Here is a 24,497-nt window from a genome sequence, read left to right as displayed (position 1 = left end):
GAAACGTCATCGCGAAGCGTGGCTCGGACCGTGAGGAAACGGCGAATTGACCAGGAGGCGGGGCCTGGAGAGCCGCCGAACTGGTTGTGTAAGCGCTTTCAAGCGTGTCCGAACGGTACTAACCGCACTACGTAGCGTCAAGAGTTCGTGTAACCCCGTGGACACGTGGGCGATACTCGGCCGATGGCGGTTGTGCTGTTGGTGACCCACGGCTCGGGCGGCGACGTGCTGCCGTTCGTCCGCATCGGAGCCGCGCTGCTGGCCCGGGGACACGACGTCAGCCTGCTGACCCACGCGCCGTACGCGGAGCGCGTGCGCGCGGCGGGAATCGAGTTCGTGCCGATCGACACCGAGGCGTCGGCACGCGAGCGCCGGCTCAGCCTGGACGTGCGCGGCCCGGCCGAGTTACGACGGCACTACGAGAGCACCGGTTTGTTCACCCAGCTCGACCTCGAAGTCGCGGCCCTGATCGAGCGGTACCGTCCGCACGACACCGTCCTGGTCGGACGGCACACGTCCGCGCTCTCGACGCTGATCGCCGCCGAGGCCCTCGGCGCTCCGGCGGTCACCGTCGCGGTCGCGCCGATCCAGCTGCTCGTCGCACCGGCCGCGGCGCTCAACCTGGCGCGCGGGCTCGCCGACGGCGTGGGCGCGGTGCGGGCCCGCCACGGCCTGCCCGCGCGTCCCGGCTGGCTGCGCTGGCTCGACTCCGGGACACGCACGCTGGGCCTCTGGCCGTCGTGGTTCGACGCGGCGGGGCCACCCGCGCCGCCCGGCGTCGACCTGGTCGGGTTCGTCACCGGCGACGAGGACGACCCCGCCGGGACCACCGAAACCCTCGACCACACCGAGGTGCTCGTCACCGGCGGCACCGGCGCGATGCTGCACCCGCGCTTCTACACCCTGGCCCTCGACGCGATCGCCCGGGCCGGCCACCCCGCGGTGGTCGTCGCCCCCGACCGCGCGATGCTCCCGGCCCGGCTGCCCCCGCACACGCGCTGGTATCCGCGGTTACCGTTCCCGGCCGTCGTGCCGCAGGCCGGTGCGCTGCTGCACCACGGCGGCATCGGCACCGCGGTCCGGGCCCTGCGCTCCGGAACGCCGCAGGTCATCCTGGCCCACGGCGCCGATCGCCCGGACAACGCCGCCCGCCTCGCCCGCTTCGGCCTCGCCCGCTGGACGGAGGTCGAGGAAGCCTCGCCGGAGTCCGTCGCCGACCTCCTCGACACGGCGCTGGCGTCGCGCCCCCGACGGGCCGGCGGCGACCCGGCACGCAGCAGCGAGACCGCCGCCGACGTCATCGAGAAGACCGTGGGGGCGACCTAGGCCACCGAGCGCCGTACCTGGTCCGGGCGCTGACGGCAGCGTTGACCGCGGCCGGTCCGCACAGCAACTCCGTGAGATCGGCGAGCGCCCGGGCGTGCCCAGCCGGCGCGGCCCGGCTCAGCAGCCGCCGACGCCGCGTCCCGCGGCGACCCGCCGCGACGAACTCGTCCGTCAACGGCAGGTTCCACTCCGCGGCGAGCAACAGGTCCCGATCGTCGTCCTGCACGGGTTTCACCTCTCTGCCGCCCATCGCCGACGAAGCGCGGCCAGCCCCCGGGACACCTGCGACCGCACGGTCCGCGGGGTGCACCCGAGCAGCCGGCCGATCTCCTCGTCGGGCAGGTCCGCGAAGTAGCGCAGGGCGATCGCCGCGCGTTGTGTCGGCGGCAGCCCGGCGAGAACCTGCCGGGTGGCCGCCGCGGAGTCGACCGCAGCCGGCGCATCGTCGTCGCGGCCGGCGTCCGGAACGTGTTCGACCGGCAGATCCGCCGCACGCCGGCACCGGTGGAGAAAGACGTTGACCATCGTGCGGTGGGCGTAGCCCAGCGGGCCGGACACCGGCTCGCCGGGCGGGCCTAGCTGAAGAACAACGGCACGGTCGCCGCGAGCGCGTTGTTGACCGCGTGCACGAACACTCCCGGCCACAGCGACCCGGTCCGCCGGAACAGCAGAGCGGTGACGACGCCGACCGTGAACGCGACCGGCATCACCGGGTTGATACCGTGCGCGACCGCGAAGACCGCCGCGCTGACCAGCACGCTGACCCAGGGCCCGTAGCGCTCCAGCCCGTTGGCGAGCACCCCGCGGAAGTAGGACTCCTCGCCGAGGGGCGTGAGGACCGCACCGAACAGCAGCGTGGCGACGAGGGCCAGCGCGCCGCCGTCGGCCGCCGACTGGTAGTCGGCCTGGATGTTCTCCGAGTCCCCGGTGAACGCCACGTAGAGACCCGACACCACCAGGCCGAGCAGGAAGCACAGCAGACCGCCGCCGGCCCCGGCGAGCAGCCACTTCCCGGTGGTGCGGCGGAAGCCGAAGGGGGCGAGCGTGCGGATGCGGATCACGAACGCCGCGGCGAACGCGGCCAGCCCGATCACGCCGGAGAGCGCGAGCGCGGCGAGCCCGGAGAAGACGTCCTGGTCGTCGGGGATGGCGCGTAACAGGACGACGGTGACGACGATGGCGACCAGGTAGGCGAGCGCGCCGACGAGGACCTCGGGCCACCCGGGCCGGGCGCGGGTGACGACGGAAGGCTGCATGAAGAGGGGCTCTCCTTCAGGAGTTCAGGATTCGGTTGACGCGGTGCAGCACGTCGAGCTGGGCCGGGTTGTAGAGCTCGTGCAGGGCCCGGTTGATGACCTCGTCGGCGAACGAGAACCCGCGCGGGGCCTTCGCGCGCAGCCCGGCGACGGCCGGGTGCTCGGCCAGCATCTGTTCGGTCCGGGCCGCGTAGGCCTCCGCGACCTCCTGCCGGAGGCTCTCGTCGGCGTCCGGGGGCAGGCTTTCCAGGGCCCGCGCCTCGGGCTCCAGGTCGGACGTGCGCACCATCTCGCGGAGCGCCACCATGCCCGCCGGGTCGAACACGCGCGAGTAGATGAGGATCAGCGCGCGATCGGCGTCGGGCAGGTTGCCGCCGATCGTCCCGAAGCCTTCGGGCAGGTCGAACGGGGCCCGCTCGCCGAGGATCACGGCGAGCTCGGCCCGGACCCGCTGGAGTCGTTCGATGGTCGCGGCCAGCTCGGCGTCGAGCACGCGCAGTGCGCTCTCGGGCCGGTCGTCGGCCTCGCCGAGGTCGGCGATCTGCGCCAGCGGCAGGCCCAGGTCGACCAGCCGCTTGATGCGCAGCACCCGCACGAGGTGACGCACGCCGTACTGCTTGTACCCGTTGGCGGCCCGCTCGGGTTCCTCCAGCAACCCGACCTCGTGGTAGTACCGGACCGCCTTGACCGTCGTGCCCGCCAGATCCGCGAGCTGGCGCGTGCTCCACGTCATGCGGTGATCCTCAACCGTGCCCTCGGGGCACGGTCAAGCGGGCGTCACGCGGCGGCCAGCACCCAGTGCCCGCGCCCGAGCCGTTTCGCGTCGTACATCGCGCTGTCGGCCGAGCGGAGCAGCGCGACCGGCGCCGAATCGGCCGCGTCGGACCGGGAGGCGATGCCGATGCTGACGCCGACGTGCAGGAGCTCGCCCCGGTACGGAACCGGCTCGGCGACGTCGCTCAGCACCCGCTCGGCGAGCTCGATCGCGTCGGCCTCGGTGGCGCCCGGGCAGAGCAGCACGAACTCGTCCCCGCCCAGGCGGGAGACCAGGTCGGTCTGCCGGACCGCGGCCGAGAGCCGGGTGGCCACGGCCTGGAGCACGGCGTCGCCGGCCTCGTGCCCGAGCCGGTCGTTGACCTCCTTGAACCCGTCCAGGTCGAGGTAGAGGACGGCCACCGGCTCCCCGGTCTCACCGAGCCGGTCGTGGAGCACCGTCCGGTTCGCCAGCCCGGTCAGCGGGTCGTGGTGAGCCTGGTAGGCCAGCTGGGCCTGGCTCCGCTCCTGCTCGCGCACGGCGGTGGTGAACCGGGCGAGGATGAACGCGGCGCAGGCGGCCGTCGCGGCCAGCGCCGCCGCCTCGGTGCCGCCCGGGTCCGATCGCAGGATCGCCAGCGTCGGGGCGGTCATCAGCGCGCAGCCGAGGAACAGCACGCGCGCCGCGTGCAGCGTCCGCAGCCGCGCGCCGGGGCGGAGCAGCTCGGCGCCGGCCGGGTGGAGCAGGGCCGCGACGAGTAGCCCGTTGCCGGCCAGCACCAGCGGGCCGAGCCGGGCCACCAGGTCGTAGGACACCACGTAGGGCAGCAGGTTGTACCCCAGGTCCACCGCCAGGTACACGGTGACGCCGCCGAGCAGGAACTGGGTCGGCCGGCCCCGGCCACCCGGGGAGAGCGCGATGATCAGGACACCGGCCAGCAGGACGACGTCGGCCACGGGGTAGAGCGCCGGCACCACCGAGGTCGCCAGGCTCTCGCCCGAACCGAGCAGGGGCGAGATCAGGAACTGCCAGCTCAGCATGGCCCCGGCCATCGTGAGCGTGGCGCCGTCGAGCACCGCGCCACGCAGCTGGCCCGGGGCCCGCCGGCGCGCCATCTGGATGAGCGCGACCGCGAGCAGCGGGTAACCACCGAGCCAGCAGACGTCGGACGGCCCGACCGGGGGGACGGTGAAGAAGTAGTACTGCACGGCCTCGATCAGGTCACCGGTCATCCACAGGGTGATCGCGGCCGCGATCAGGATGCCCGGCCCGCGGTCGGGGCGGCGGCGGCGTACCGCCGAGCGCCACGCGAGCCCGACGACGACGGCGTAACCGAGGAGGTAGCCGACGGAACCGGCGGCGGTGGCGTAGGAGAGGACGCTCGCCGTGACGCCGAGGACAACGAGGGTGAGGAAGATCGCGGTTCTGCGGGCACTCATGCCGTTCTGATCGGCGCGTGCGCCCCCGGATCAAGACGAGGGGGCGGCCGCCCCCCAACCGCTCCCGTGGCGCGTCGGCGCGGCGAGGTGTTCGAGCAGGTGGGTCAGGATGAACCGCTGCCCGGCCACGGTCGGGTGGACCCCGTCGTCCTGGAGGTGGCCCGGCGCCGCGGTGCGCGTGGCCTCGTGCAGGTCGACCGCGCCGGGGTCGGTGTCCCGGACGGCGGCCGCGATCTCGGCCACCGCGGACGCGCTCCAGTGCACGGGGGCGTCGGCGAACGTCGCGTCGACCCGGGCCTGGTCGACCGCGGTCGGGGTGATCATCGTGACGTCCGCGCCGAGGTCGCGGGTGATCAGGTGGCGCAGCGCGCGCAGGTTGCGCCCGGTCTCCGCGGTGGTGGCCATCCGGTAGCCGCCGGCCCGCCCGTGCGCGCGGGCGTCGTTGGTGCCGAGCATGAGCAGCACCCGGCTCGGCTCGGCCGCCTGCAGCAGGTCGAACCGTTCGATCACGTCGGCGGTCGTGTCGCCGCTCACGCTCAGGTTCACCAGCGTGGGGCCGTCGGCGCCGCCGAGCTCGAGCGAGGTCCGGAGCAGTTCGAACCAGCCGAGCCGGTCGGCGGTGATCGAGTCGCCGACGGCGACGACCCGGTCGCCGGGCCGGTACGGCAGCGACCCGAGCGCGGCCCGGTAGGTCTCGTCGCGCAGCAGCTCCGCCGCCGTGGCCCGCGCCTCGTCCGCCAGCGACGCGATCAGGTCCTCGACGACCGCGACCGGGCACGAGAGCATGCCCGCGAGCAGCTCGGTGTGCCGGGGCGCCGCGACCGGGAAGCGCCCGAGCATCGGCCACTGCCGGGTGCGGGTGTAGCGCAGGAAGTGGCGGCGCTGTTCGTCGGTGTAGACGCTGGTGTTGATCACCCTTTGCTCGAGCCCTGGAGCAGCGCCGCGACGAAACGACGCTGGAAGACGAGGAACACCGCGAGCGTCGGGACGAGGATCAGCAGCGCTCCGGCGCAGAGCAGCGGGATGTTGGTGCCCCACTGCCCCTGGAACGCGCCGAGCGCACCGGCCATCGTCCGCTTGGCCGGGTCGTCGACGAGCACGATGGCCAGCAGGAACTGGTTCCACGTCCAGAGGAACAGCAGGATCGCCAGCGACGAGAGGGCGGGCATGGCCAGCGGGACGTGCACCCGCCAGAACAGCTGCCAGGTGCTCGCGCCGTCGATGCGGGCGGCCTCCGAGAGCTCCTCGGGCATCGTGGTGAAGTGGGCCCGCATCCACACCACCGAGAACGGCATGAACAGGCCGATCAGCGGGAGGATGATCGCCCACCGGGTGTTGAGCAGCCCGAGGTCGCGGACCTGGTAGTAGAGCGGCGTGATGATGCCCTCGAACGGCAGCGTGAGGCCGAGGACGAACGCGAGGAACCCGATCCGGTGGCCGGGCATCCGCAGGTGGCCGAACGCGAAGCCGGCCATGGTGCCGAACACCAGCGAGATCGGCACGACGCCGAGCACGATCAGGCCGCTGGAGACCAGCAGCGCGCCCATGTTCGCGACCTGGAACGCGTCGACGAAGTTGCCCCACTGCGGGCTCTCGGGCCAGGCCAGCCCGGACGGGTAGGTGCCCGACGGGTGCAGCGCGGTGACGAAGAGGCTGACGAACGGGATGATGGTGACGGCCATCAGCAGCACGAGCAGGACGCGCCCGGTCACCGTCTCCCCCCGCTTGACGATCACCGCGAACCGTCCCGGGTGAAGCGCTGGATGGGCAGGACACAGGCGAGCACGAGCACCACCAGGGTCACGGCGAGGGCCGAGGCCATGCCGATCTCGCGCTCGGAGAACGCGAGGTAGTAGATCTCCAGGCCCGGTACCGACGTGGCCCCGCCGGGACCGCCCTGGGTGGAAACGAAGATGATGTCGAAGCTCGCGAGCGCCGCGATCACGGTGACCGTGACGCACACGCCGATCTCCTGGCGGAGGCTCGGCAGCGTGATCGAGACGAACTCGCGGATCGGGCCGGCGCCGTCCAGGCGGGCCGCCTCGTAGAGCGCGGGGTCGATCTTGCTCATGCCCGCGAGCAGCAGCAGCGTGCACAGGCCGACCAGCACCCAGGCCCCGATGATGCCGACGGCCGGCAGCGCGGTGTCGAAGTCGCCGAGCCAGGCCCGGGTCACCCGGTCGAGCCCGACGCCGGAGAGCAGCGCGTTGACCAGACCGGTGGACGAGAGCAGCCAGCTCCACATGATGCCGGCCGCCACCAGCGGGATGACCTGGGGCAGGAAGAGCACGGTGCGGGCCACGGTGGCCAGGCGGCTGGTGGCGATGCCCCGGATCGCGGCCGCGACGAACAGCCCCAGCAGCACCGGGATCAGGCTGAAGAACAGGATCAGCTCGAGCGCGTGCAGGATCGTCGCGAACAGCTCCGGGTCGGTCACCAGGCGCCGGTAGTTGTCCAGGCCCACCCACGTGCTCGCGCCGATCCCGTTCCACTCGTAGAACGAGTACTGCACGGTGAGCAGCAGCGGGCGCAGCACGAACGTGGCGTAGACGAGCACCGCGGGTGCGGCGAACAGCCACCCCACCCAGGAGCGCCGCGGGCGGCGCGCTCGTGCGCGCCGCCCGGTGACAGGTTGCGCCATCAGCGCTTGACCTGGCTCTCGTAGTCCTTCTGCACCGACTTCAGCAGTTCCTCGGGCGTCTGCTGGTCGGCGGCCAGCTTCTGCAGCTGCGGGGTCCAGCTCTTCGCGTAGATCGCGCCGGTGGCGTTGGCGATGAAGTCCATCGCGCCGTTGTCCTCGCCGATGGTGGCGCCGGCGTCGAGCGTGGCCGCGGTGACGGTGTCCTTCGCGACCGCGGGCATGTAGGCGTCGGCCGGGCCCATCGGGTGCGATCCGCCGACCTTCACGTCGATGTCGCGGGCCTGCTGGTTGGTGGCGACCCAGTTGAGGAAGAACGCGGCGCAGTCGGCGTTCTTCGATTTGCTGCCGATGCCGAACGTCAGCGGGGCGGACATCGCGGCCTGCGTGCCGCCGGCCTTCGCCGAGGGCATCAGGAAGAAGCCGACGTTGCCGGCCATCTGCTTGTCGAGGTTGCCCGACTCCCAGTCGCCGTCGAAGATGAACAGGTTCTTGCCGCCGATGAAGCGGCTCATCATCGTCGCGTAGTCCTGCGAGTTGATGTCGGGCGCGAAGTAGCCGGCCTTCAGCCAGCGCTGGAGGTGCTGGGTGGCCTGCAGGTTCGTCGGCGTGTCGATGGTGGCGCCGGCTTTCTGGTAGATCCAGTCGTTGATCGCGGCCGGATCACCGTACGCGGCCATCAGGTTCTGCAGCGGGAACGCCAGGCCGCCGGTCGCGCCGCCGTTGAACTGGTTGATCGGCACCAGCCCGGCGGCCTTGGCCTTCTGCAGCACCGCGTCGAACTCGGCCAGCGTGGTCGGCGGCTGGGTCATGCCGATCTGCGCGGCGAGCTTCTTGTTGTAGAAGACGCCGGTCATGCTGAAGTTCAGGCCCATCGCGTAGAGGGGGCCGTCGCCCCGTTCGCCGCTCGCGGTCACCCGCATCTGCTCGAGCTGCGAGGCCGGCCACTTGTCCCAGCCGAAGCCCTTGGCGTACCCGTCGAGGTTCTTGAGCAGGCCGTCCTTGGTGAGCTCGGAGACCTGCGGCAGGCGCATCAGGTCCGGCGGGTCGTCGGCCAGCACCCGCGGCGCGTTCTGGGTGATCACCGCGAACTGGTCCTCGCGGATGTCCCAGGTGACGTTCGGGAACTGCTTGGTGAACTCGGCGGTGAGGGCCTTCGGCAGCGGGAAGCCGGTCTCGAAGTACCCCTCCATCGTGATCGGGTCGGTGCCGCAGGTCGCGTTGGTCACCGGCGCCGCACTGGCGCTCGCCTCGGTGTTGCCGCCGTCTCCCCCGGGCGCGCTGCAGGCGGCGGCCGCGAGGAGCCCGGTGAGAGTCAGGGCGGCGAGCCACGGTCGACGGATGGATCTGTAAGCCACGTCAGGCCTCCAGGGAAGGAAGAGCGGGGAACACGCCGCGCTCGCGTAACAAGCACGAAACCGCATCGCGCGATACGCTGTCAAGCGTTTCTATAAAAGCACTTTTATCAACGACGACGACCGACCCACGCCGGTATCGCACCAGCGTGTTCAGGTCGTGGAGCGCTCGATCACCTGGACGTCGAGCACCGTCGTCGACCGGACGCGCGAGCCGTCGACGTGCCCGAGGAGGATGTTCAGCGCCGCACGGCCCGACTCCTCGAACGGCTGGCGGACGGTGGTCAGGTCGGCCGCGGTCGCGCTCTCGCCGTCGTCGAAGCCCATCACGGCCACGTCCGCCGGGACGCGCAGCCCTCGGTCGCGCGCGGCCAGGAGCACCCCGACCGCGAGCAGGTCGTGGTGGGCCATCACGGCGGTCGGCCGGTTCGCGGCCCCCAGCAGGGCGGACGCCGCCCGCCGGGCGCCGTCGACCGAGTTCTCGCTGGTCGCCACCACGACCTCGCCGCCGGCCGCGGTCAGCACCTGCTCGAAGCCGGCCAGCCGCTTGATCGCCTGCGACTCGTAGTCCGAGGCCTGGGCCTCCAGCAGGTACCCGACGCGGCGGTGCCCCCGGTCGCGCAGGTGCGCCGCGGCCAGCCGGCCCCCCTCGTTGTCGTCGACCATGACCCGGCTGAACAGGGCGCTGCCGGCGTCGACCACCACCGTCGCCAGCCGCCGCTCGCGCAGCCGCTCGGCGATCGCGTCCTCGATCGGCAGGCCCATCACGATCAGCCCGTCCAGCCTCCCGTGGATCGGCATGCTCGCCAGGACCGGCGACGACGCCGACGCGGCCGACTCGTGGTCGAACACGACGACGTCGATCTCCAGTTCGGCCGCGGCCGACAGCACCCCGGCCAACCGGCGCAGGTACGACCCGTACGCGGTGAACGGGGCCATCACGCCGATCCGCCCGGTGGTCCGCCGCGCGAGGCTGACCGCCTGCGCCTTCGGCACGAAGCCGAGCTCGTCGGCGGCGGCGAGCACGCGGGCCCGGGTGGCCGGGCTGACCCGGTCGGGTTTGTTCAGCACGTTCGAGACCGTCGAGATGCTGACCTGCGCGCGCTCGGCGACCTCGTAGATTGTGACCCGGTGGTCCGCCCCCAACGTCGCCTCGCTTACCGCCGGTCGTGTCCCTAGAAGTGTTTTATCAGAAGCACTCTATAGGTGGCGAACACCACCGTTCGGCAGGAACCTCGCCAACCACTGCGGCAGCCACCACACCGCCCGGCCGAACAGCGACAACACCGCCGGGCCGAGCGTCATCCGGATGAGCAGCGCGTCGACCGCGACGCCGACCGCGAGGCCGAAGCCCAGCGTCCGGATGATGCCGTCGTCGGACGGGACGAAGCTCGCGAAGATGCTGATCATGATCAGGGCGGCGGCGGTGACGACCCGGGCGCTGTACCCCGTCCCGGTGACGACCGCGTCGTCCGGCGGGGCGCCGCGCAGGTGCTCCTCGCGGACGCGGGTGACGAGGAAGACCTCGTAATCCATGGCCAGGCCGAACAGGACCCCGACCAGGAAGATCGGGAGGAAGCTGTCGAGCGGGCTCGGGAAGACCAGCACCAGCGCCCCGAACGACGCGGCCACCGACATCAGGAAGCCCAGGACCGCCTTGATCGGGATCAGGATGCTGCGCAGCATCACGGTCAGCAGCACGAACGCGAGCCCGAGGACGATCGCCAGGTACGGCCGGAGCGCCCGGTTGACCTTCTCGGACACGTCGATGTCGATCGCGGTCCGGCCGGTCACCGCCAGCGTCGCTCCGCCGGAGGCCGCGCTGAGCCCGGCCCGGTCGGCCCGGATCGCGTGCACGAGATCCCTGGTCGCGTCGCTGGTCGGCGCGGTCGCCGGGACGACGGAGAACATCGCGGTGTCCCCGGCCCGGTTCGCGGTGGGCGGCGTGGCCACCACGACCCCCTCCAGACCGGCGACGAACCGGTGCGCCCGCGCGCTCGGGGCGGCGACGTCGGCGCCCTGGACCACGACGAGCAGCGGCCCGTTGACCCCGGGGCCGAACGCCGCGGCGAGCTGGTCGTATGCGGCGCGCTGGGTGGAGCCGGCCGGGGCGCTCCCGGCATCGGGCAGCGCCGTGCGCAGGTCGAGAGCCGGTACCGCGAGGAGCCCGACCACGACGGCGCAGCCCAGCGATGCGACGACGCGGTGCCCGACCACCGAGCGCGTCCACCGTTCGCCCCGCCCGCCGGCCCCGGCCCGGGGCCCGATCCGGCGGCCGGCGACGCCGAACAGCGCCGGCAGCAACGTCAGGCTGAGCACGACCGCGACGGCGACCGTGCCGGCCGCGGCGACGCCCATCGCGGCCAGCAGCGGGATGCCCACCACGGCGAGCGCGGCGAGCGCGATGACGACCGTCAGACCGGCGAACACGACCGCGGTACCGGCCGACCCCACCGCCCGGCCGGCGGCCTCCTCGCCGTCGCGGCCGGCCGCGAGCTCGTGCCGGTAGCGCGAGAGCAGGAACAGCGCGTAGTCGATTCCGACGGCCAGGCCCAGCATGGTGGCCAGGGCCGCGGTGTTCGAGGGCAGGTCGAGGAAGCCGGTGGCGATCGAGATGCCGAGCGTGCCGGCGACGACGCCGACGATCGCGGTCAGCAGCGGCAGCCCGGCGGCGACCACCGACCGGAACGTGACGAGCAGGATCACGGCGGCAACGGCGAGACCGAGCAGTTCGGTGCCGCTCGACGCCTCCTCGGTCTCGGTGACCTCGCCGGCGTACTCGACGTCCAGGCCCGCTCGCCGCGCGGTGTCGCCGGCCTCGCGGAGCGCGGCCCGGGAGTCCGCGCCCACGTCGGTGGCGGGCCCGGGGTAGGTGACGGTGGCGTACGCGGTCCGCCCGTCCGGGGCCACCGTCCCGGCCTGGTACGGATCGCTGACCTCCGCGACCTGGGGCGCGTCGCGCAGGGCGGCGACCGCGGCACGCACCGCCGACTGCCGGTCGGGGCCGGTCAGCGCCGCGCCGCCGGGCGCGGTGAAGACCACCCGGGCCGAGGTGCTCTCACCGAACTCCTCGTCGACGACGTCCAGCGCCCGCCACGACTCGGTGCCGGGCAGCGACACGGCGTCGTCGGTGGGGCCGGACAGGGTGGCCGCGCCGACGCCGAGCACGACGAGCACGGCGGCCCAGACGGCCAAAGTCAGTCGGCGGCGGCGGAAGCACGCCCGCCCCAGCCGGTACAACACGCTCTCCACGGGAGTCCTCCTTCGACCGCGGCCCCGATCGGGGTCGCTACACGGTCGCGGGAAGCGCCCACGGTGTCGTCCGGTCAGCGCAGGCCGTCGCGTACTGCGAACGCGGTATCCCGGCGCGGCCCCGTACTGCGTGAACAGGTCGAGGGAACGGGCCGGCCGCTCTACCGTCGTCGCATGTCCCTCGACCGGTACCGCGGCCCGCTCAGCGACGTCGTGATGACGGTGGCGGGCGTGCTGACCGTGCTGTTCGTCGGGTACCACTCGGTGCGACCGGCGACGATGGCGCTCTCCGTGGTCTGCGCCCTCCCGCTCCTGGCCCGGCGCCGCTACCCGGTGCCCGCGCTGCTGGCCGCGATCGTGATCGGCGTCTCGGTGATCGCGGTGGGGCGTCCCCCGGACGGGTTCTTCGTCGTCGCGGGGATGTTCACGTACTCGGCCGCGGTGTGGAGCGCGCACCGGCGTCCGTGGAGCTACGCGCTACTGGTCTGGGGTTCGATGATGGTGGCCGGTTCGGTGGTCTACACCACCGACTGGTGGACGACCGACCAGCTGACCACGTTCTCGTTCGTCTTCGGCGGCGCCGCGATCGGCGACTCGATCCGGATGCGCCGCGCGTACGTCGCCGAGGTCACCGAGCGGGCGCGGCAGGCCGAGCTGAACCGCGAGGAGGAGGCGCGCCGCCGGGTCATCGACGAGCGCCTGCGCATCGCCCGGGAACTGCACGACGTCGTCGCCCACCACATCACGGTGATCAGCGTGCACGCCGGCGCGGCCGGCCACGCGCTCCGCGACGAGCCCGACCGGGTGTGGCCCGTGCTCGAGCACATCCGCACCGCGGCCGACACCGTCCTGGAGGAGATCAAGTCGGTGGTCAGCGTCCTGCGTGACCCGGACGAGATCAGCAGCACCGAACCCGCGCCCGGCCTGGACCGCCTCCCGGAGCTGCTGGCCGGTCTGCGTACCGCGGGGCTCGGCGTCCGCTTCCACGAGCACGGTACGGCCCGGCCGCTGCCGGCCATCGTCAGCCTGGCCGCGTACCGGATCGTGCAGGAGGCGCTGACCAACGCCCACCGGCACGGCGAGGGAGAGGCGACGCTGGAGGTCGGCTACCGCGCCGATACCGTGAGCATCGAGGTCACCAGCCGGATGGCCCGGCCGGACGAACGCCGCTCCGGCTCCGGTCTCGGGCTGATCGGCATGCGGGAGCGGGCCGAGGCCGCCGACGGGACGATCACGATCGGCCCGCTCGCCGACGGCCGCTACCGGGTGCGGGCCGAATTACCGGCCGGCCGCGTTCTCGAAGGGATGACGTGAGTATCCGGGTCCTGCTCGCCGACGACCAGGCGCTCATCCGGGCCGGCTTCGCGATGATCATCGGGACGGCGCCGGACCTGGAGGTGGTGGGCGAGGCGGCCGACGGCAACGAGGCACTCGAGCTCTGTCACCGCACCCGGGTCGACGTCGTGCTGATGGACATCCGGATGCCGCACCTGGACGGCATCGAGGCCACCCGCCGGATCGGCGCCGACCCCCGGCTGGCCGGGGTGCGCGTGCTCGTCCTCACCACGTTCGACGACGACGACAACGTGCTGCGTGCCCTCCGGGCCGGCGCGAGCGGCTTCCTCGGCAAGAACGTCGCGCCGGGCGACCTGGTGCAGGCCATCCGGGTCGTCGCCGGCGGGGAGGCCCTGCTCTCGCCGCGGGCCACCAGCGGGTTGATCAGCCGGCTGATCCGGTACGTGGAGCCGCCGGTGGACCCGCTCCCCGAACTCGCACTCGTCACCGCGCGGGAGAAGGAGATCCTGCTTCTGGTCGCGCACGGACTGTCCAACGACGAGATCGCCGGCCGCCTGCACCTGTCCACGCTGACCGTGAAGACGCACATCAACCGCACGATGATCAAGCTGCGGGCCCGCGACCGGGCGCAGCTCGTCGTCTTCGCCTACCAGCACCAGCTGGTCACGCCGGGAGATGCCCTACCTGACCGGTGAGGTCGGCCGCCAACTCGGGAACCATCGGCCCGGACGTCGTCAGGTGGTGATCGACGAGCGGCGCGAGGCCCGGGGCGTAGCGCGACAGGATGTGCTGGAAGCGGACCTGCGCCAGCGGCCCGAGCGAGTCGTAGACGCTCGAGAACACCTCGCGGGCGCGGTGCCGCGGCCATCCCGACGGCAGCACCTGGCTGGGCAGACCGGGGTCGAGACCGGGGAACGAACGCCACACGTCCATCACCGCGGTGCGCTCCACCAGCGCCTCGCTCGACCGGATGTCGCCGTCCAGGATGCGCTGGTAGAGCGGCTCGAAGCGGTCGATGAAGTCCTGGTACACCGCGCTCAGGTGGTCGAGGTCCCAGGCCGAGAGCGGGTGCCGCCCGGCGTCCTCGCCGACCGCGTCGAGGCTCGTCGCGCGGAACACGCTCGCGTCGCGGATGCCGCACTCGCGCACGACGGCCTTGGCGTCCGCCCCGGACGCGTCGCCACCGGCCGACACCCACACCCCGTCGTAGAGGCAGGCGAACCCGAGCCAGCGCAGGCGGGTGCGCAGCGTGTGGCGGACGTCGCGCTGGTCCTCCGGGATCGAGAACGCCACGACCAGCCAGGTGCCGTCCCACTCGGCCTGATCGTCGGTGCCGAACGAGAGGATGCGCGCCCCGCCCTCGACGATCGTCTGGCGGGTCGTGGGCGCCAGGCCGTAGTAGGTGTGGCGGCCGACCTTCGAGGCCGACAGCAGGTTGCGCCGCCGGAGCCGGCTCAGCGCCGCGCGGGCCGACGCCGCGGAGATGCCGAACTCCTCGGCCAGCGCGACCAGCCCGGCCGAGGGCAGGTGCTCGCTGCGGGCCCACCAGTAGTCGCCGAACAGCGTGACGAACAGGTGCTGCGGGTTGGGGCCACCCTGGGCCCGGGGCAACCGGAAGCCGCCGTCGATCTCCTCGGCCGTCACGAGGCGAGCCCGTCCAGCCAGCGCTCGATCCGGCCGTTGACCTCGTCGGCGTCGTAGGCGCGGGCGTCGGCGTTCTCCAGCTCGATCTCCAGCACCGGGAAGCCGGCGTCGCGCAGGCACCGGCTCGTCGCCCAGGCGTTGCTCGAGTCGGCGCTGACCAGGTGCACGACCCCGTGGACGCCGTGCGACCGCGCCTCCTTCGTGTACCACTCCCCGCTCCACGGCGGCGTGTACATCTGGTCGTGGAACGCGCAGAACCGGGCGGCCAGCGCGCGCAGCGGATCGTCGCCGTAGCGGGCGTAGGCGTCGGCCGCGAGCGCCAGGTACATCGACCAGACGAAGACGGCCCCGTGGGAGCGCTCGAACCGGCGGTAGAAGTCCATGTCGTGCCAGAGGCCGCGGCCGATCCACATCAGACGCAGCCGCTCCGGCTCGGCCGCCGCACCGGCGCCGGCCTCGACCCGCTCGCGCACCTCGGAGTAGAGCCGCTCGGCCGCGTCCACGGCCCACTGCGTGCCCCGGTGCCACTGCGGGATCATCACGCTGGGGATGACGTCGCTGACCCGGACCGGGCACGGCCGGGCGCTCGCGAGCAGGTCGCGGGTGCGGCGGTTCCACTCGGCCTGCTCGTTGGACAGCCGCATGACCTCGCGCAGCCGGGACTGGCGCAGGGTGCGCCCGGTCAGCGTCTCGACGTGCCGGATCAGGCCGAGCAGTTCCTCGCTCATCAGGTCGATCCGGGCCGGGCCGATCGCCTGTTCCCAGCGGTCGGGCATCAGCTCCCACCAGTTGACCGGAACCTCCGGCTCGGCGGCGCTCTCGAACGCGTAGTACGGCACCCCGAGCTCGGACTCCCAGGCTCCGAAGACCTTGTGCAGGACGTCGCCCGAGGTCTCCGCGACGACCAGCGACGGGCGCGGCAACCCGCCCCAGGGGCCGCCGTCGGCGTCCGGGCCGAGCAGGCCGGCCAGCGCCAGCGAGTTGTACTGCTCGCTGGTGTCGGGGAAGCCGAGGCCACGCAGGCGGCTCAGGTAGGCACCGGAGAGCCGCTTGGCCCCGATGATCGAGGCCCACCACTGGTTGACGACGTAGGGAACGTCCATCGCGCGGAAGATCTCCTGCGGCGCGTCGGCGTTCGCGAGCACGATCGGCTCGCCGTCGGCGGCCCGGCGCTGGACGTCGGCGAACCAGGACCGCTGGTGGTCCAGCGCGGCCCGGGCCGAGGCGGGACGATCGGTCATCGCGGACCCCCTCCGTCTTTCAGTTCCGCCCGCACGGCCGCCAGGTCGACCGTGCCGTACTCCTGCCCGGCGACGAGCGCGGCCGGTACCGGCACGGCCGCGGCCAGCGCGCGGAAATCCCACAGTGGAGCGTCGTCGTGCGTGCGGGCGTAACTGAGCACGCCCTCGGCTCCGGTCCTGGCCACCGCGGCCGGGGCGGCCTCGGAGACGGTCCGGCCCTGGTACCACTCGGCCAGGCCCTCCAGCGTCGGCGGCGTCAGCGGGGGTTCGCCCGCGCCGTCGCCCCAGCTGTGGTCCTCGCCGACGATCAGCCAGCCGTCGTCCTCGAGGCTGCGGTAGACCCCGGGCTCGTCGTGCGCGCTTCCGGTGAGCAGCAGCGGGACGCCGGGCCGCGGCGCGCGCCCGGCCAGCTCGGCCAGCGCGGCGCGCAGTAGCGGCAGGTACTCGCCGGCCGGCAGCGTGCTGCCCGCACCGACGAGCGTGAGCGCCTCGACGCCGGTCAGCGCCCGGCGGCCGGGGGCGCGCAGGGTCGCCAGCACGCGCCGGGCCGAGCGGATCTCCTCGTGGGTCGCGACCGCGGCGGCCAGCGCGTCGGCGTCGATCGTGGCGCCGGCGAACCGCTCGAGGCGGCTGCGGAGCTCGCGCAGCCGGACCAGGTTGTACGTCGCGGTGCTGCGGTGCGGCAGGTGCAGGACGTCGACCAGCCAGGTCGGCGGGAGCTGCGGCTCGAGCCCGAGCCGGCGGAGCTCACGCAGGGCGTAGAACAGCTGCAGCGACGCTTCGCTGTCGTGCGAGACGAGCAGCAGGTCGAGCGGGTGCGCCTCGTCGAGCAGCCCGGCGAGGATGCTCAGCGTGGCCGGGTCGACGCCGGCGCCCAGGTACTCGCGCGCGTGGCCGAGCGGACGCCCCGGGCGGCCGGACAACCGCACCGGCAGCGCACCGGCCGCGGTGACCAGCTCGACCGGGGTGTCGGCCCCGACGTAGCCGACCACGGTCCCGCCGTCCGCGCGCCAGGCCCGGGCGCGCGCGAACCGGTCGGTGTAGGCCGTGTCGAGGGTGTCGAGCACGGTCACAGCGCGCCGCTCTCCCGGAGGCCGGTGATCCGGTCGCCGTCGTAGCCGAGCAGCTCACGCAGGATGTCGTCGGTGTGCTCGCCCAGGCGGGGGGCAGGCAGATCGAAGCCGGCCGCCGACTCGGAGAACCGGATCGGCAGGCCGGGCCCGGACACCGTGCCGGTGGGGCCGTACGCCGGGTGCTCGAGGTCGACGACCTCGCCGCGCTGCCGCACCAGCCCGTCGTGGATCGCCTCGGCCGGTGCCCGCACCGGCGCCGCCGGGACGCCGTGCTCGGCCAGCACCGCCACGATCTCGTCCCTGGTGCGCGTGCCGGTCCACTCGTCGAGCCGCGCGTGCAGTTCGGTGGAGTTCCCCACCCGCTGGTCGCGGGTGCGGAAGCGGGGATCCTCGGCGAGTTCGGGCGTTCCCATCGCGCGGAACACCCCGGCGGCGAACGTGTCGGTGGGCGCGCAGAGCGCCACCCAGCCGTCCTTGGCCGGGAACATGCCGAACGGAGCCAGGCGCGGCAGCGTGCGGCCGGTGCGCGTCGGCGCCCCCAGCAGCTCGAACGCGTCGAACGGCTCGATCGAGAGCAGCGACGTCAGCGCGCCGAGCATCGAGACGTCGACCTGCTGGCCGACCCCGCTCTGCTCGACCTCGACGATCGCCGACAGGACGCCGATCACCGCGAACAGCGGGGCCAGCAGGTCGGCGATCGGCAGGCCGACCCGGACCGGGTCGCTGTCGGGCTCACCGGAGGTGTACATCACGCCGCTGAGCGCCTGGATGATCGAGTCCATGGCCTTGCCCGAGCCCGGTGCGCCCTGCGCCCCGAAGCCGCTGATCGCCGCGTAGATGATCGACGCGTTGACCTCGCGGCACGCGGAGTAGCCGATGCCGAGCCGGTCGGCGGTGCCGGCCGCGTAGTTCTCGACGACGACGTCGGCGTGCCGGACGAGGTCGAGGAACACCTCGCGGGCCGCCGGCTGCTTGAGGTTGAGCGTGATGCTCTGCTTGTTGCGGGCCCGGCCGATCAGCGAGACCGACATGTCCTCGGCGCTCCCCCGGTCCATTCGGAGCCCGTCCGCGCCCAGGTAGGGGGCGTTGTTGCGTGAGCTGTCGCCGCCGGTCGCCGGGTTCTCGATCTTGATCACGGTCGCGCCCAGCCCGGCCAGCAGCAGCGTGGCGTAGGGGCCGGCCAGCGCCGTGGTGAGGTCGAGCACGATCCGTCCGCGCAGTGGTTTGTCGCCCGCGATCACCGCGTCGCCTCCAGTTCGTCGAGGAAGACCGCGATCTCCCGCACCAGCCGCTCCGGACGCTCCTCGGCGACGAAGTGGCCCTCGTCCTCGAAGAGGACGGCCTTGGCCCGCGGGACGCTGCGCGCCGCGCGCAGCGTCGACTCGGGCGAGATCACGCCGTCGCGCATCCCGGCGAGGATGAGCACCGGCAGGTCGATGCCGCGCAGGATCGCGGCCACGGCGTCGTTGGTCGTCGCCTCCGGGAACGGCATGCCCTGGTTGATCCGGGCCTCGTCGTCGGTGAAGCTCTCCTGCCTGCGGAGGATCGCGGCGATCGTCCGGTCCCGGATCGCGGCGCGCCCGGGGGTGTCGGTCTCCCCGCCGAGGCGGCGGAACTGCCGTTCGATCTCCGCGAGGTTCCCCCGGTTCTCGATCACCGAGCGGCGTCCGGCCGAGGACGACGTGTCGCCGTTCCGGTCGTGCGGGGTGCCCACCACCGAGATCAGCGCGCGCAGCCGTTCCGGGGCCCGGCGGGCCAGGTGCCAGCCGATCCCGGCGCCGTGCGACACGCCGGTGTAGACGAACCGCTCGGCGCCGACGTGGTCGGCCAGCGCCAGCACGTCGTCGCCCCACTGGTCGAGCCAGCCCTGCTCCGGCGGCTGCGACTGGTGGTCCGAGCGGCCGAAACCGCGGGCCTGCAGCGCGAACACCCGCGCGCCGATCGGGGGGTCGGCGAGCACCGCGGGGTAGCCGCTGAAGCCCATCGCGCACGAGAGGACGACGTCCGTGCCGGTTCCGTGCTCGTCGTACCAGAGCTTCGTTCCGGACACATCAAGGTAGGGCACGGGGGCACTCCAGGAATTGAGCGGTGGCGGTGGCGAGCAGCGTCTCGGTGTCCTCCCAGCGGAGGAACCCGTCCTCGACGAGCGCGCGGCACCGGGCGGCGTACCGGGCGAGGTAGTCCTCGGCCGACGCGTACCGGCCGGCCAGGACCGGCGGATCGAGCGGGACCAGGTGACCGCGGAGCCAGGCCATCAGCTGCGGATCGGCGACCGGGGACCAGGGCGAGGGCGTGACCTCGGTGACCGCCGGTGTGCTGTGCGGGACGTAGCGGGCCAGCGGCTCGTCGATCCACGGTGTCCGGACGCCGCCGAGCACGTTGCCCTCGGCGTCCCGGGCCGGCCGGTGGTCGTCGTCGTAGGTGAACCGGTCGGCGTGCGGCGGCGCGACGCCGTCGCGGACCCAGTCGTCGAGCCGCGCGAACACCGCCCGGGCGATCAGGTCGAGCCGGGCGTTGGAGGGTCGCTCCACGATCGGGATCGCCGCGGTGCCGCCCGGCCGCGGTCCCAGCGCGTCGTGCGCGGTGCCCGCGACCTGGTAGAGCCGGTACCGGTCGCCGTCGGGCCGGAGGTGGGGTTCGTGCGTCTCGGACTCCAGCTCGCTGAGCAGCTCCACGACCGGGACATCGTGGTCGGCGATGGTCCGGCGCGGATCGTCGGCCGGCACCTCCCACTCGTCGGAGAGCCCCGGGTAGCCCGACGCCCCGGCCCCGCCGGACGAGATGCCGATCACGTACCCGTCGAAGACCGGTGCACCACCGGCGAGTCGCCGGCGCGCGTGGAAGCCGTCGCCGAGGAAGACCCGGCCGAAGCTCCCGGTCATCGACCAGCCCGAGAGGTAGGTACGGGCCCGCGCGCCCCAGCCCTCGCCCCGGAGCGCCTCGGCGACGTCCGCGACGATCTCGTACCGGAGGTTGGCCGCCGGGATCGACAGCTCGCCGTAGCGCTCCGCGTCCACGTCGGTGCGCAGCCACTCGGCCAGGCGGAAGTCCTGGGTGACGCCGGCCCACGCGCCGCCGGTGCGCAGGATCCAGCCGTGCAGGGCCTGCCAGGTCAGCGCCGCGTCGTACTCGGGGTGCAGCGGCTCGACCTGGAGCACGCCGTTGAACCGGTCGTCGTCGGCCGGGCGGCGCAGCACGAACCGGGTCGTGTAGGGCACGTCCCGGCGCCGGAGCTCGGCCCGGCCGGACGCGTCGTATCCCCATTCGTCGGCGACGCCGCGGACCAGGTACTCCTCCTCGCGGTAGCCGGCGGCCGCGAGACCCAGCGCCGGGCCGGCGCCGGGGGGTCCGGCCGGGAGCAGCTCCAGCGCGGTGACCGTCATGCGACCACCGGCCGGAGGTCGGGCAGCTCGCCGATGCGGTGGCAGGCCGCGACGCTGCCTCCCGCGGTCGCCCGGAGCGCCGGACGCTCCTGCGCGCAGCGCTCGACCGCGAACGGGCAGCGGTGCCGGAACGCGCAGCTCTCCCCCAGCGCATCGGCGCGCGCGGGCGTGCCCCGGTAGGCCTCGCGGGCGGCACGGCGCTCCCGCTGGAGCACCGGGTCGGGCACCGGCGACGCGGCCAGCAGCGCGCGGGTGTACGGATGTTCCGGGCTGCGGTGGATCGCCGCCGCCGGACCGGACTCCATCACCCGGCCGCGGTAGAGCACGACCACGGTGTCCGCGAGGTGCTCGACGACCTGCAGGTCGTGGGAGATGAACAGGTAGCTGATCCCGCGCTCGGCCCGGATGTCGCCGAGCAGGTTGAGCACCTGCGCCTGGATCGACAGGTCGAGCGCGCTGACCGCCTCGTCGCAGACCACGAGCCGCGGGTCGACGATCAGCGCCCGGGCGATCGCGATGCGTTGACGCTGCCCGCCGGAGAACTGGGCCGGGTACCGCGCGGCGGCGGTCCCGCCCAGCCCGACGCGCTCGAGCATCGCGGCGACCCGGTCGCGCACCTCCCCCGGCCCGGCCTTCCGGCGTTCCCGGTCGAGCTGCGCCAGCAGGGGCTCGGCGACGGTGTAGCCCACCGTCTTGCTGGGGTCGAGCGAGCTGGTGGGGTCCTGGAACACCGCCTGGATGTCGGTGACCGGCTTGCGGCGGCGCACCCGCTCGGGGTCCAGCGCCACCCCGTCGAAACTGATCGTGCCCGCGGAGACCGGAGCGATACCGAGGATCGCCTTGGCGATCGTCGACTTGCCCGACCCCGACTCGCCGACGAGGCCGAGCGTCTCGCCCGGCCGGACCGCGAGGTCGACCGCGTCGACGGCCCGGAACGTGCGCCGCCGCGGGGCGGGGTAGTCCACCTGGAGCTGCTCGACGCGGAGCAGGTGTTCGGTGCTCACCGGGTGGCCTCCTGTTCGAGCAGCACGGGGATCCGGATGCACCGGGAGTGATGGTCGGCGCCGACGTCGACGAGCGGGATCGCCTCGGCCCGGCAGGCCGGCTCGACCAGCTCGCACCGGTTGGCGAACCGGCAGCCGGTCGGCCAGTCCTCCGGCGCCGGCACCGTGCCGGGGATGGCGCGGATCGGCTGCCCGATCCCGGCCTTCTCCGGGCTGGAGGCCAGCAGCGCGGCCGCGTAGGGGTGCGCGGGCGCGGCGAACAGCGCGTCGACCGCCGCCTGCTCGACGACCTGCCCGGCGTAGAGCACCAGCACCTTGGAGCACATGTCGGCGATGACGCCCAGGTTGTGGCTGACCAGCAGCACCGCCATCCCGTTCTCCTGCTGGAGCCGGCGCAGCAGGTCGAGGATCTCGGCCTGCACCGTGACGTCGAGCGCGGTGGTGGGTTCGTCGGCGATCAACAGCCGGGGCCCACCGGCCAGCGCCATCGCGATCGCGACGCGCTGGGCCATGCCGCCGGAGATCTGGTGCGGGTAGCGGCGCGCGACGTCGGCCGCGTCCGGGATCTCCACCATCGTGAGCAGCTCGACCACCCGGTCGCGCACGGCTCGGCCACGCCGGCCCTCCACCGTGCGCACGACCTCGCCGACGAGCGACCCGATCCGGAACGAGGGGTCCAGCGCCCCCATCGGCTCCTGCGAGATCATCGCGATCTGGCGCCCGCGGACCGCGCGGTAGGCGGCCTCGTCGAGCTCGGCCAGGTCCGTGCCGTCGAACACGACGTGGCCCGACTCGACCAGGCAGTTGGTGGGCAGCAGGCCGATCAGGGCCCGCGCGGTCATGCTCTTGCCGCTGCCGGATTCCCCGACGAGGCCGACCACCTCACCGGCGGCGATCTCGAACGTCACGTCGTCGAGCAACCGGAGCGGCGTGTCCCCGCCGACGGCGACCGACAGCCCCTGCACCGAGAGCAGAGCGTCGGAGGGCGCCGCGGCGTTCCCGGTGCGACCGGCCCGGCGCGTGGCCCGACCGGCGCCGGCCGCCGACTGCCGCTCGGAGGTCGCGTCGCGCACGACGTCGCCCAGCACGCCGAAGGCCAGCACGGTGAGCGCGATGACGGTCCCCGGCGGCACCAGCATCCAGGGGGCCTGGCTGAACACCGACGCGGCCTCGGCGACCATTCCGCCCCAGGTGGGCTCGGGCGGCTGCGGCCCCAGGCCGAGGAACGTGAGGCCGGTCTGCACGCCCAGCGCGATCGCCGCGAAGAGCGAGGTCTGGACGATGATCACGCCGCGGCAGCGTCCCAGGACGTGGCGCAGCATCACCTGCACCCGGGACAGGCCCATCAGCTCGGCCGCGGTCACGTACAGCTCTTCCCGGGCCACCAGCGCGGCGCCGCGGACCAGGCGCATCAGCCCGCCGGAGCTCAGCACGCCCAGCGCGATCATGGCCACCGGCAGGCTGTTGCCGAAGATCGCCAGCACGGCCAGCAGGATCATGATCGCCGGGATCGACATCAGCAGCTCGGCCAGGCGCATCAGCGCGCGGTCGACCAGGCCGCCGAAGTAACCGGCGACCAGGCCGGCGGGGACCGCGACCAGCAGGTGGGCCACCACCGCCTCGACGACGCCGAGCAGCGACGACCGGCCGCCGAACAGGATCCGGCTCAGCAGGTCCCGGCCGAGCACGTCGGTGCCGAGCCAGTAGGTGCCGGACGGGAGCCCGCGGACCGCGTCGATGTGCTGATCGAGCGGGCCGAACCGGGTCAGCAGCGGCGCGCACACGCACGCGGCCGTCAGCACCGCGAGGAACACGACCGCGACGGCCCCGCGCGGGGTCCGCAGGACGGCGCGGACCAGCCCGCCGCGGACGGGACGGGACTCGACTCCGGTACTCATGAGGCCCGCACCTTCGGGTTGAGGAAGCCGTACGCCACGTCGACGAGCACGTTCACGACGATCACCAGCACGGTGAAGTACACGCCGAGCCCGAGGATCACCGGCAGGTCGTGGTCGAGCGTCGACTGCGTGGCCAGGCTGCCCAGGCCGGGCAGGACGAAGACGCTCTCGATGAAGACCGAACCGCCGACCATGCCCACCGCCACCACACCCATCGCGGTGACGATCGGGATCGCGGCGTTGCGGAGCACGTGGACGAAGATGATGCGCCGCTCGGACACGCCGTTGGCCCGCAGCACCCGGACGTACTCGGCGTCGAGCGTGTCGAGCACCGAGTCGCGGGTCTGCTTGCCGATGATCGCGATGCCCAGCAGGCTCAGCGCGGCCACTGGCATCGCCAGCGAACTGATCCACTCCGACGGTGACGCGGAGAGCGGCACGTACCCGGTGGCCGGGAAGAGCCGGAACTGCACGGCGAACAGCGAGACCAGCACGATCGCGATCCAGAAGTTCGGCAGCGCCAGCCCGATCAGCGACAGGACGTCGACCACGCGGCCGAGCACCCCGCCGCGGACGGCGCTGACCAGCCCGAGCGCCACGCCGATCACCGTGCTCACGACCAGGGCCGTGAGCACCAGCGACAGCGTGACGCCGAGCCGGGTGTTCAGCGTCGTCCAGACGTCCTGGCCACTCAGGATCGAGGTGCCGAAGTCACCGTGCAGGACTCCCGCCAACCAGCTGCCGTAGCGCTCGTACCAGGGCTGGTCGAGGCCGAGCTGGTTCCGGAGGTAGGCGACGGCCTCCGGCGTCGCCTGTTCGCCGAGGATGGTCCGGGCGGCGTCGCCGGGCACCAGCGACGCGAGCCCGAAGACCAGCACGGAGACGACGAACAGCAGCGGTATCGACAGCGCGAGCCGGTTGGCGAGAAGTCGGAGCAT

Annotated in this window: 21 protein-coding genes and 1 pseudogene; 3 read left to right on the top strand and 19 right to left on the bottom strand. The window is 73.2% G+C overall.

Translation table 11 applies throughout. The annotated features are described in order from the left end of the window. Positions 1–183: 183 nt before the first annotated feature. The gene (locus CRYAR_RS19175; protein WP_084700702.1) at positions 184–1,326 is read left to right on the top strand and encodes a glycosyltransferase; all 1,143 of its coding nucleotides are present in this window, start codon (positions 184–186) and stop codon (positions 1,324–1,326) included. Positions 1,327–1,557: 231 nt separating this feature from the next. Here CRYAR_RS19175 and CRYAR_RS19170 read toward each other — a convergent pair. From CRYAR_RS19170 to CRYAR_RS19125, 10 genes and pseudogenes are all read right to left on the bottom strand, one after another. After that, a pseudogene (locus CRYAR_RS19170) lies at positions 1,558–1,875 on the bottom strand (RNA polymerase sigma factor); the annotation flags it as partial. Positions 1,876–1,901: 26 nt separating this feature from the next. Further along, complete coding sequence (locus CRYAR_RS19165; protein ID WP_035852649.1) at positions 1,902–2,582, bottom strand: CPBP family intramembrane glutamic endopeptidase; 681 nt, start codon at positions 2,580–2,582, stop codon at positions 1,902–1,904. Between the two features lie 16 nt (positions 2,583–2,598). Further along, positions 2,599–3,315, bottom strand: a complete 717-nt coding sequence (locus tag CRYAR_RS19160) for a helix-turn-helix domain-containing protein (protein ID WP_035852647.1) — start codon at positions 3,313–3,315, stop codon at positions 2,599–2,601. A gap of 44 nt (positions 3,316–3,359) precedes the next feature. Beyond that, on the bottom strand, positions 3,360–4,775 hold the full coding sequence (locus CRYAR_RS19155; protein ID WP_035852646.1) for a GGDEF domain-containing protein: 1,416 nt from the start codon (positions 4,773–4,775) through the stop codon (positions 3,360–3,362). Between the two features lie 30 nt (positions 4,776–4,805). Continuing rightward, positions 4,806–5,690 (bottom strand): SGNH/GDSL hydrolase family protein, encoded by an 885-nt coding sequence (locus CRYAR_RS19150; protein ID WP_035852644.1) that lies wholly within the window; start codon positions 5,688–5,690, stop codon positions 4,806–4,808. Continuing rightward, positions 5,687–6,511: a carbohydrate ABC transporter permease gene (locus tag CRYAR_RS19145; protein ID WP_035852643.1), complete on the bottom strand. Its 825-nt coding sequence runs from the start codon at positions 6,509–6,511 to the stop codon at positions 5,687–5,689. Before CRYAR_RS19145 ends, CRYAR_RS19150 begins: the two co-directional genes overlap by 4 nt. Next, the gene (locus CRYAR_RS19140; RefSeq protein WP_035852642.1) at positions 6,508–7,416 is read right to left on the bottom strand and encodes a carbohydrate ABC transporter permease; all 909 of its coding nucleotides are present in this window, start codon (positions 7,414–7,416) and stop codon (positions 6,508–6,510) included. The genes CRYAR_RS19145 and CRYAR_RS19140 overlap by 4 nt, the downstream gene beginning before the upstream one ends. Next, positions 7,416–8,771: an ABC transporter substrate-binding protein gene (locus CRYAR_RS19135; RefSeq protein ID WP_211247538.1), complete on the bottom strand. Its 1,356-nt coding sequence runs from the start codon at positions 8,769–8,771 to the stop codon at positions 7,416–7,418. The genes CRYAR_RS19140 and CRYAR_RS19135 overlap by 1 nt, the downstream gene beginning before the upstream one ends. A 150-nt stretch (positions 8,772–8,921) precedes the next feature. Beyond that, positions 8,922–9,914 carry a LacI family DNA-binding transcriptional regulator gene (locus tag CRYAR_RS19130; protein ID WP_035852641.1) on the bottom strand — a complete coding sequence of 331 codons (993 nt, stop codon included), beginning with the start codon at positions 9,912–9,914 and terminating at the stop codon, positions 8,922–8,924. A 54-nt stretch (positions 9,915–9,968) separates the two neighbouring features. Further along, on the bottom strand, positions 9,969–12,020 hold the full coding sequence (locus CRYAR_RS19125; RefSeq protein ID WP_051570640.1) for an MMPL family transporter: 2,052 nt from the start codon (positions 12,018–12,020) through the stop codon (positions 9,969–9,971). A 174-nt stretch (positions 12,021–12,194) separates the two neighbouring features. On the opposite strand from CRYAR_RS19125, the gene CRYAR_RS19120 reads away from it, so the two are divergent. Together CRYAR_RS19120 and CRYAR_RS19115 are read left to right on the top strand one after the other, a co-directional pair. Beyond that, the gene (locus tag CRYAR_RS19120) at positions 12,195–13,334 is read left to right on the top strand and encodes a sensor histidine kinase (RefSeq protein WP_051570639.1); all 1,140 of its coding nucleotides are present in this window, start codon (positions 12,195–12,197) and stop codon (positions 13,332–13,334) included. Continuing rightward, positions 13,331–14,011, top strand: coding sequence for a response regulator (locus CRYAR_RS19115; protein ID WP_035852639.1), 681 nt, complete (start codon positions 13,331–13,333; stop codon positions 14,009–14,011). The genes CRYAR_RS19120 and CRYAR_RS19115 overlap by 4 nt, the downstream gene beginning before the upstream one ends. Here CRYAR_RS19115 and CRYAR_RS19110 read toward each other — a convergent pair. From CRYAR_RS19110 to CRYAR_RS19070, 9 genes are read right to left on the bottom strand one after another with little or no spacing between them, the layout of a single operon-like run. Next, a complete protein-coding gene (locus CRYAR_RS19110; protein WP_051570637.1) occupies positions 13,980–14,960 on the bottom strand; it encodes a PaaX family transcriptional regulator in 981 nt (326 codons plus the stop codon). The two genes, CRYAR_RS19115 and CRYAR_RS19110, sit on opposite strands and share 32 nt — an antisense overlap. Next, positions 14,957–16,201 carry a 2-hydroxyacyl-CoA dehydratase family protein gene (locus CRYAR_RS19105; protein WP_035852638.1) on the bottom strand — a complete coding sequence of 415 codons (1,245 nt, stop codon included), beginning with the start codon at positions 16,199–16,201 and terminating at the stop codon, positions 14,957–14,959. Before CRYAR_RS19105 ends, CRYAR_RS19110 begins: the two co-directional genes overlap by 4 nt. Then, positions 16,198–17,274, bottom strand: a complete 1,077-nt coding sequence (locus tag CRYAR_RS19100; RefSeq protein WP_051570636.1) for a 2-hydroxyacyl-CoA dehydratase family protein — start codon at positions 17,272–17,274, stop codon at positions 16,198–16,200. The genes CRYAR_RS19105 and CRYAR_RS19100 overlap by 4 nt, the downstream gene beginning before the upstream one ends. Beyond that, entirely contained in the window at positions 17,271–18,515 is a 1,245-nt protein-coding gene (locus CRYAR_RS19095) for a CaiB/BaiF CoA transferase family protein (protein WP_157017892.1), read from the bottom strand. The genes CRYAR_RS19100 and CRYAR_RS19095 overlap by 4 nt, the downstream gene beginning before the upstream one ends. Then, entirely contained in the window at positions 18,512–19,339 is an 828-nt protein-coding gene (locus CRYAR_RS19090; protein WP_035852637.1) for an alpha/beta fold hydrolase, read from the bottom strand. The genes CRYAR_RS19095 and CRYAR_RS19090 overlap by 4 nt, the downstream gene beginning before the upstream one ends. Continuing rightward, entirely contained in the window at positions 19,326–20,657 is a 1,332-nt protein-coding gene (locus CRYAR_RS19085) for an alpha/beta hydrolase domain-containing protein (RefSeq protein ID WP_051570634.1), read from the bottom strand. The genes CRYAR_RS19090 and CRYAR_RS19085 overlap by 14 nt, the downstream gene beginning before the upstream one ends. After that, positions 20,654–21,661 (bottom strand): oligopeptide/dipeptide ABC transporter ATP-binding protein, encoded by a 1,008-nt coding sequence (locus CRYAR_RS19080; protein ID WP_035852636.1) that lies wholly within the window; start codon positions 21,659–21,661, stop codon positions 20,654–20,656. The genes CRYAR_RS19085 and CRYAR_RS19080 overlap by 4 nt, the downstream gene beginning before the upstream one ends. Then, complete coding sequence (locus CRYAR_RS19075) at positions 21,658–23,559, bottom strand: dipeptide/oligopeptide/nickel ABC transporter permease/ATP-binding protein (protein ID WP_035852635.1); 1,902 nt, start codon at positions 23,557–23,559, stop codon at positions 21,658–21,660. The genes CRYAR_RS19080 and CRYAR_RS19075 overlap by 4 nt, the downstream gene beginning before the upstream one ends. Beyond that, positions 23,556–24,497: an ABC transporter permease gene (locus CRYAR_RS19070; RefSeq protein WP_035852633.1), complete on the bottom strand. Its 942-nt coding sequence runs from the start codon at positions 24,495–24,497 to the stop codon at positions 23,556–23,558. Before CRYAR_RS19070 ends, CRYAR_RS19075 begins: the two co-directional genes overlap by 4 nt.

Source organism: Cryptosporangium arvum DSM 44712 (assembly GCF_000585375.1).
In the GTDB taxonomy this organism is placed as follows: domain Bacteria; phylum Actinomycetota; class Actinomycetes; order Mycobacteriales; family Cryptosporangiaceae; genus Cryptosporangium; species Cryptosporangium arvum.
Note: the sequence above shows the minus strand (reverse complement) of the source record. Positions and strands in the feature narration are given on the sequence as shown.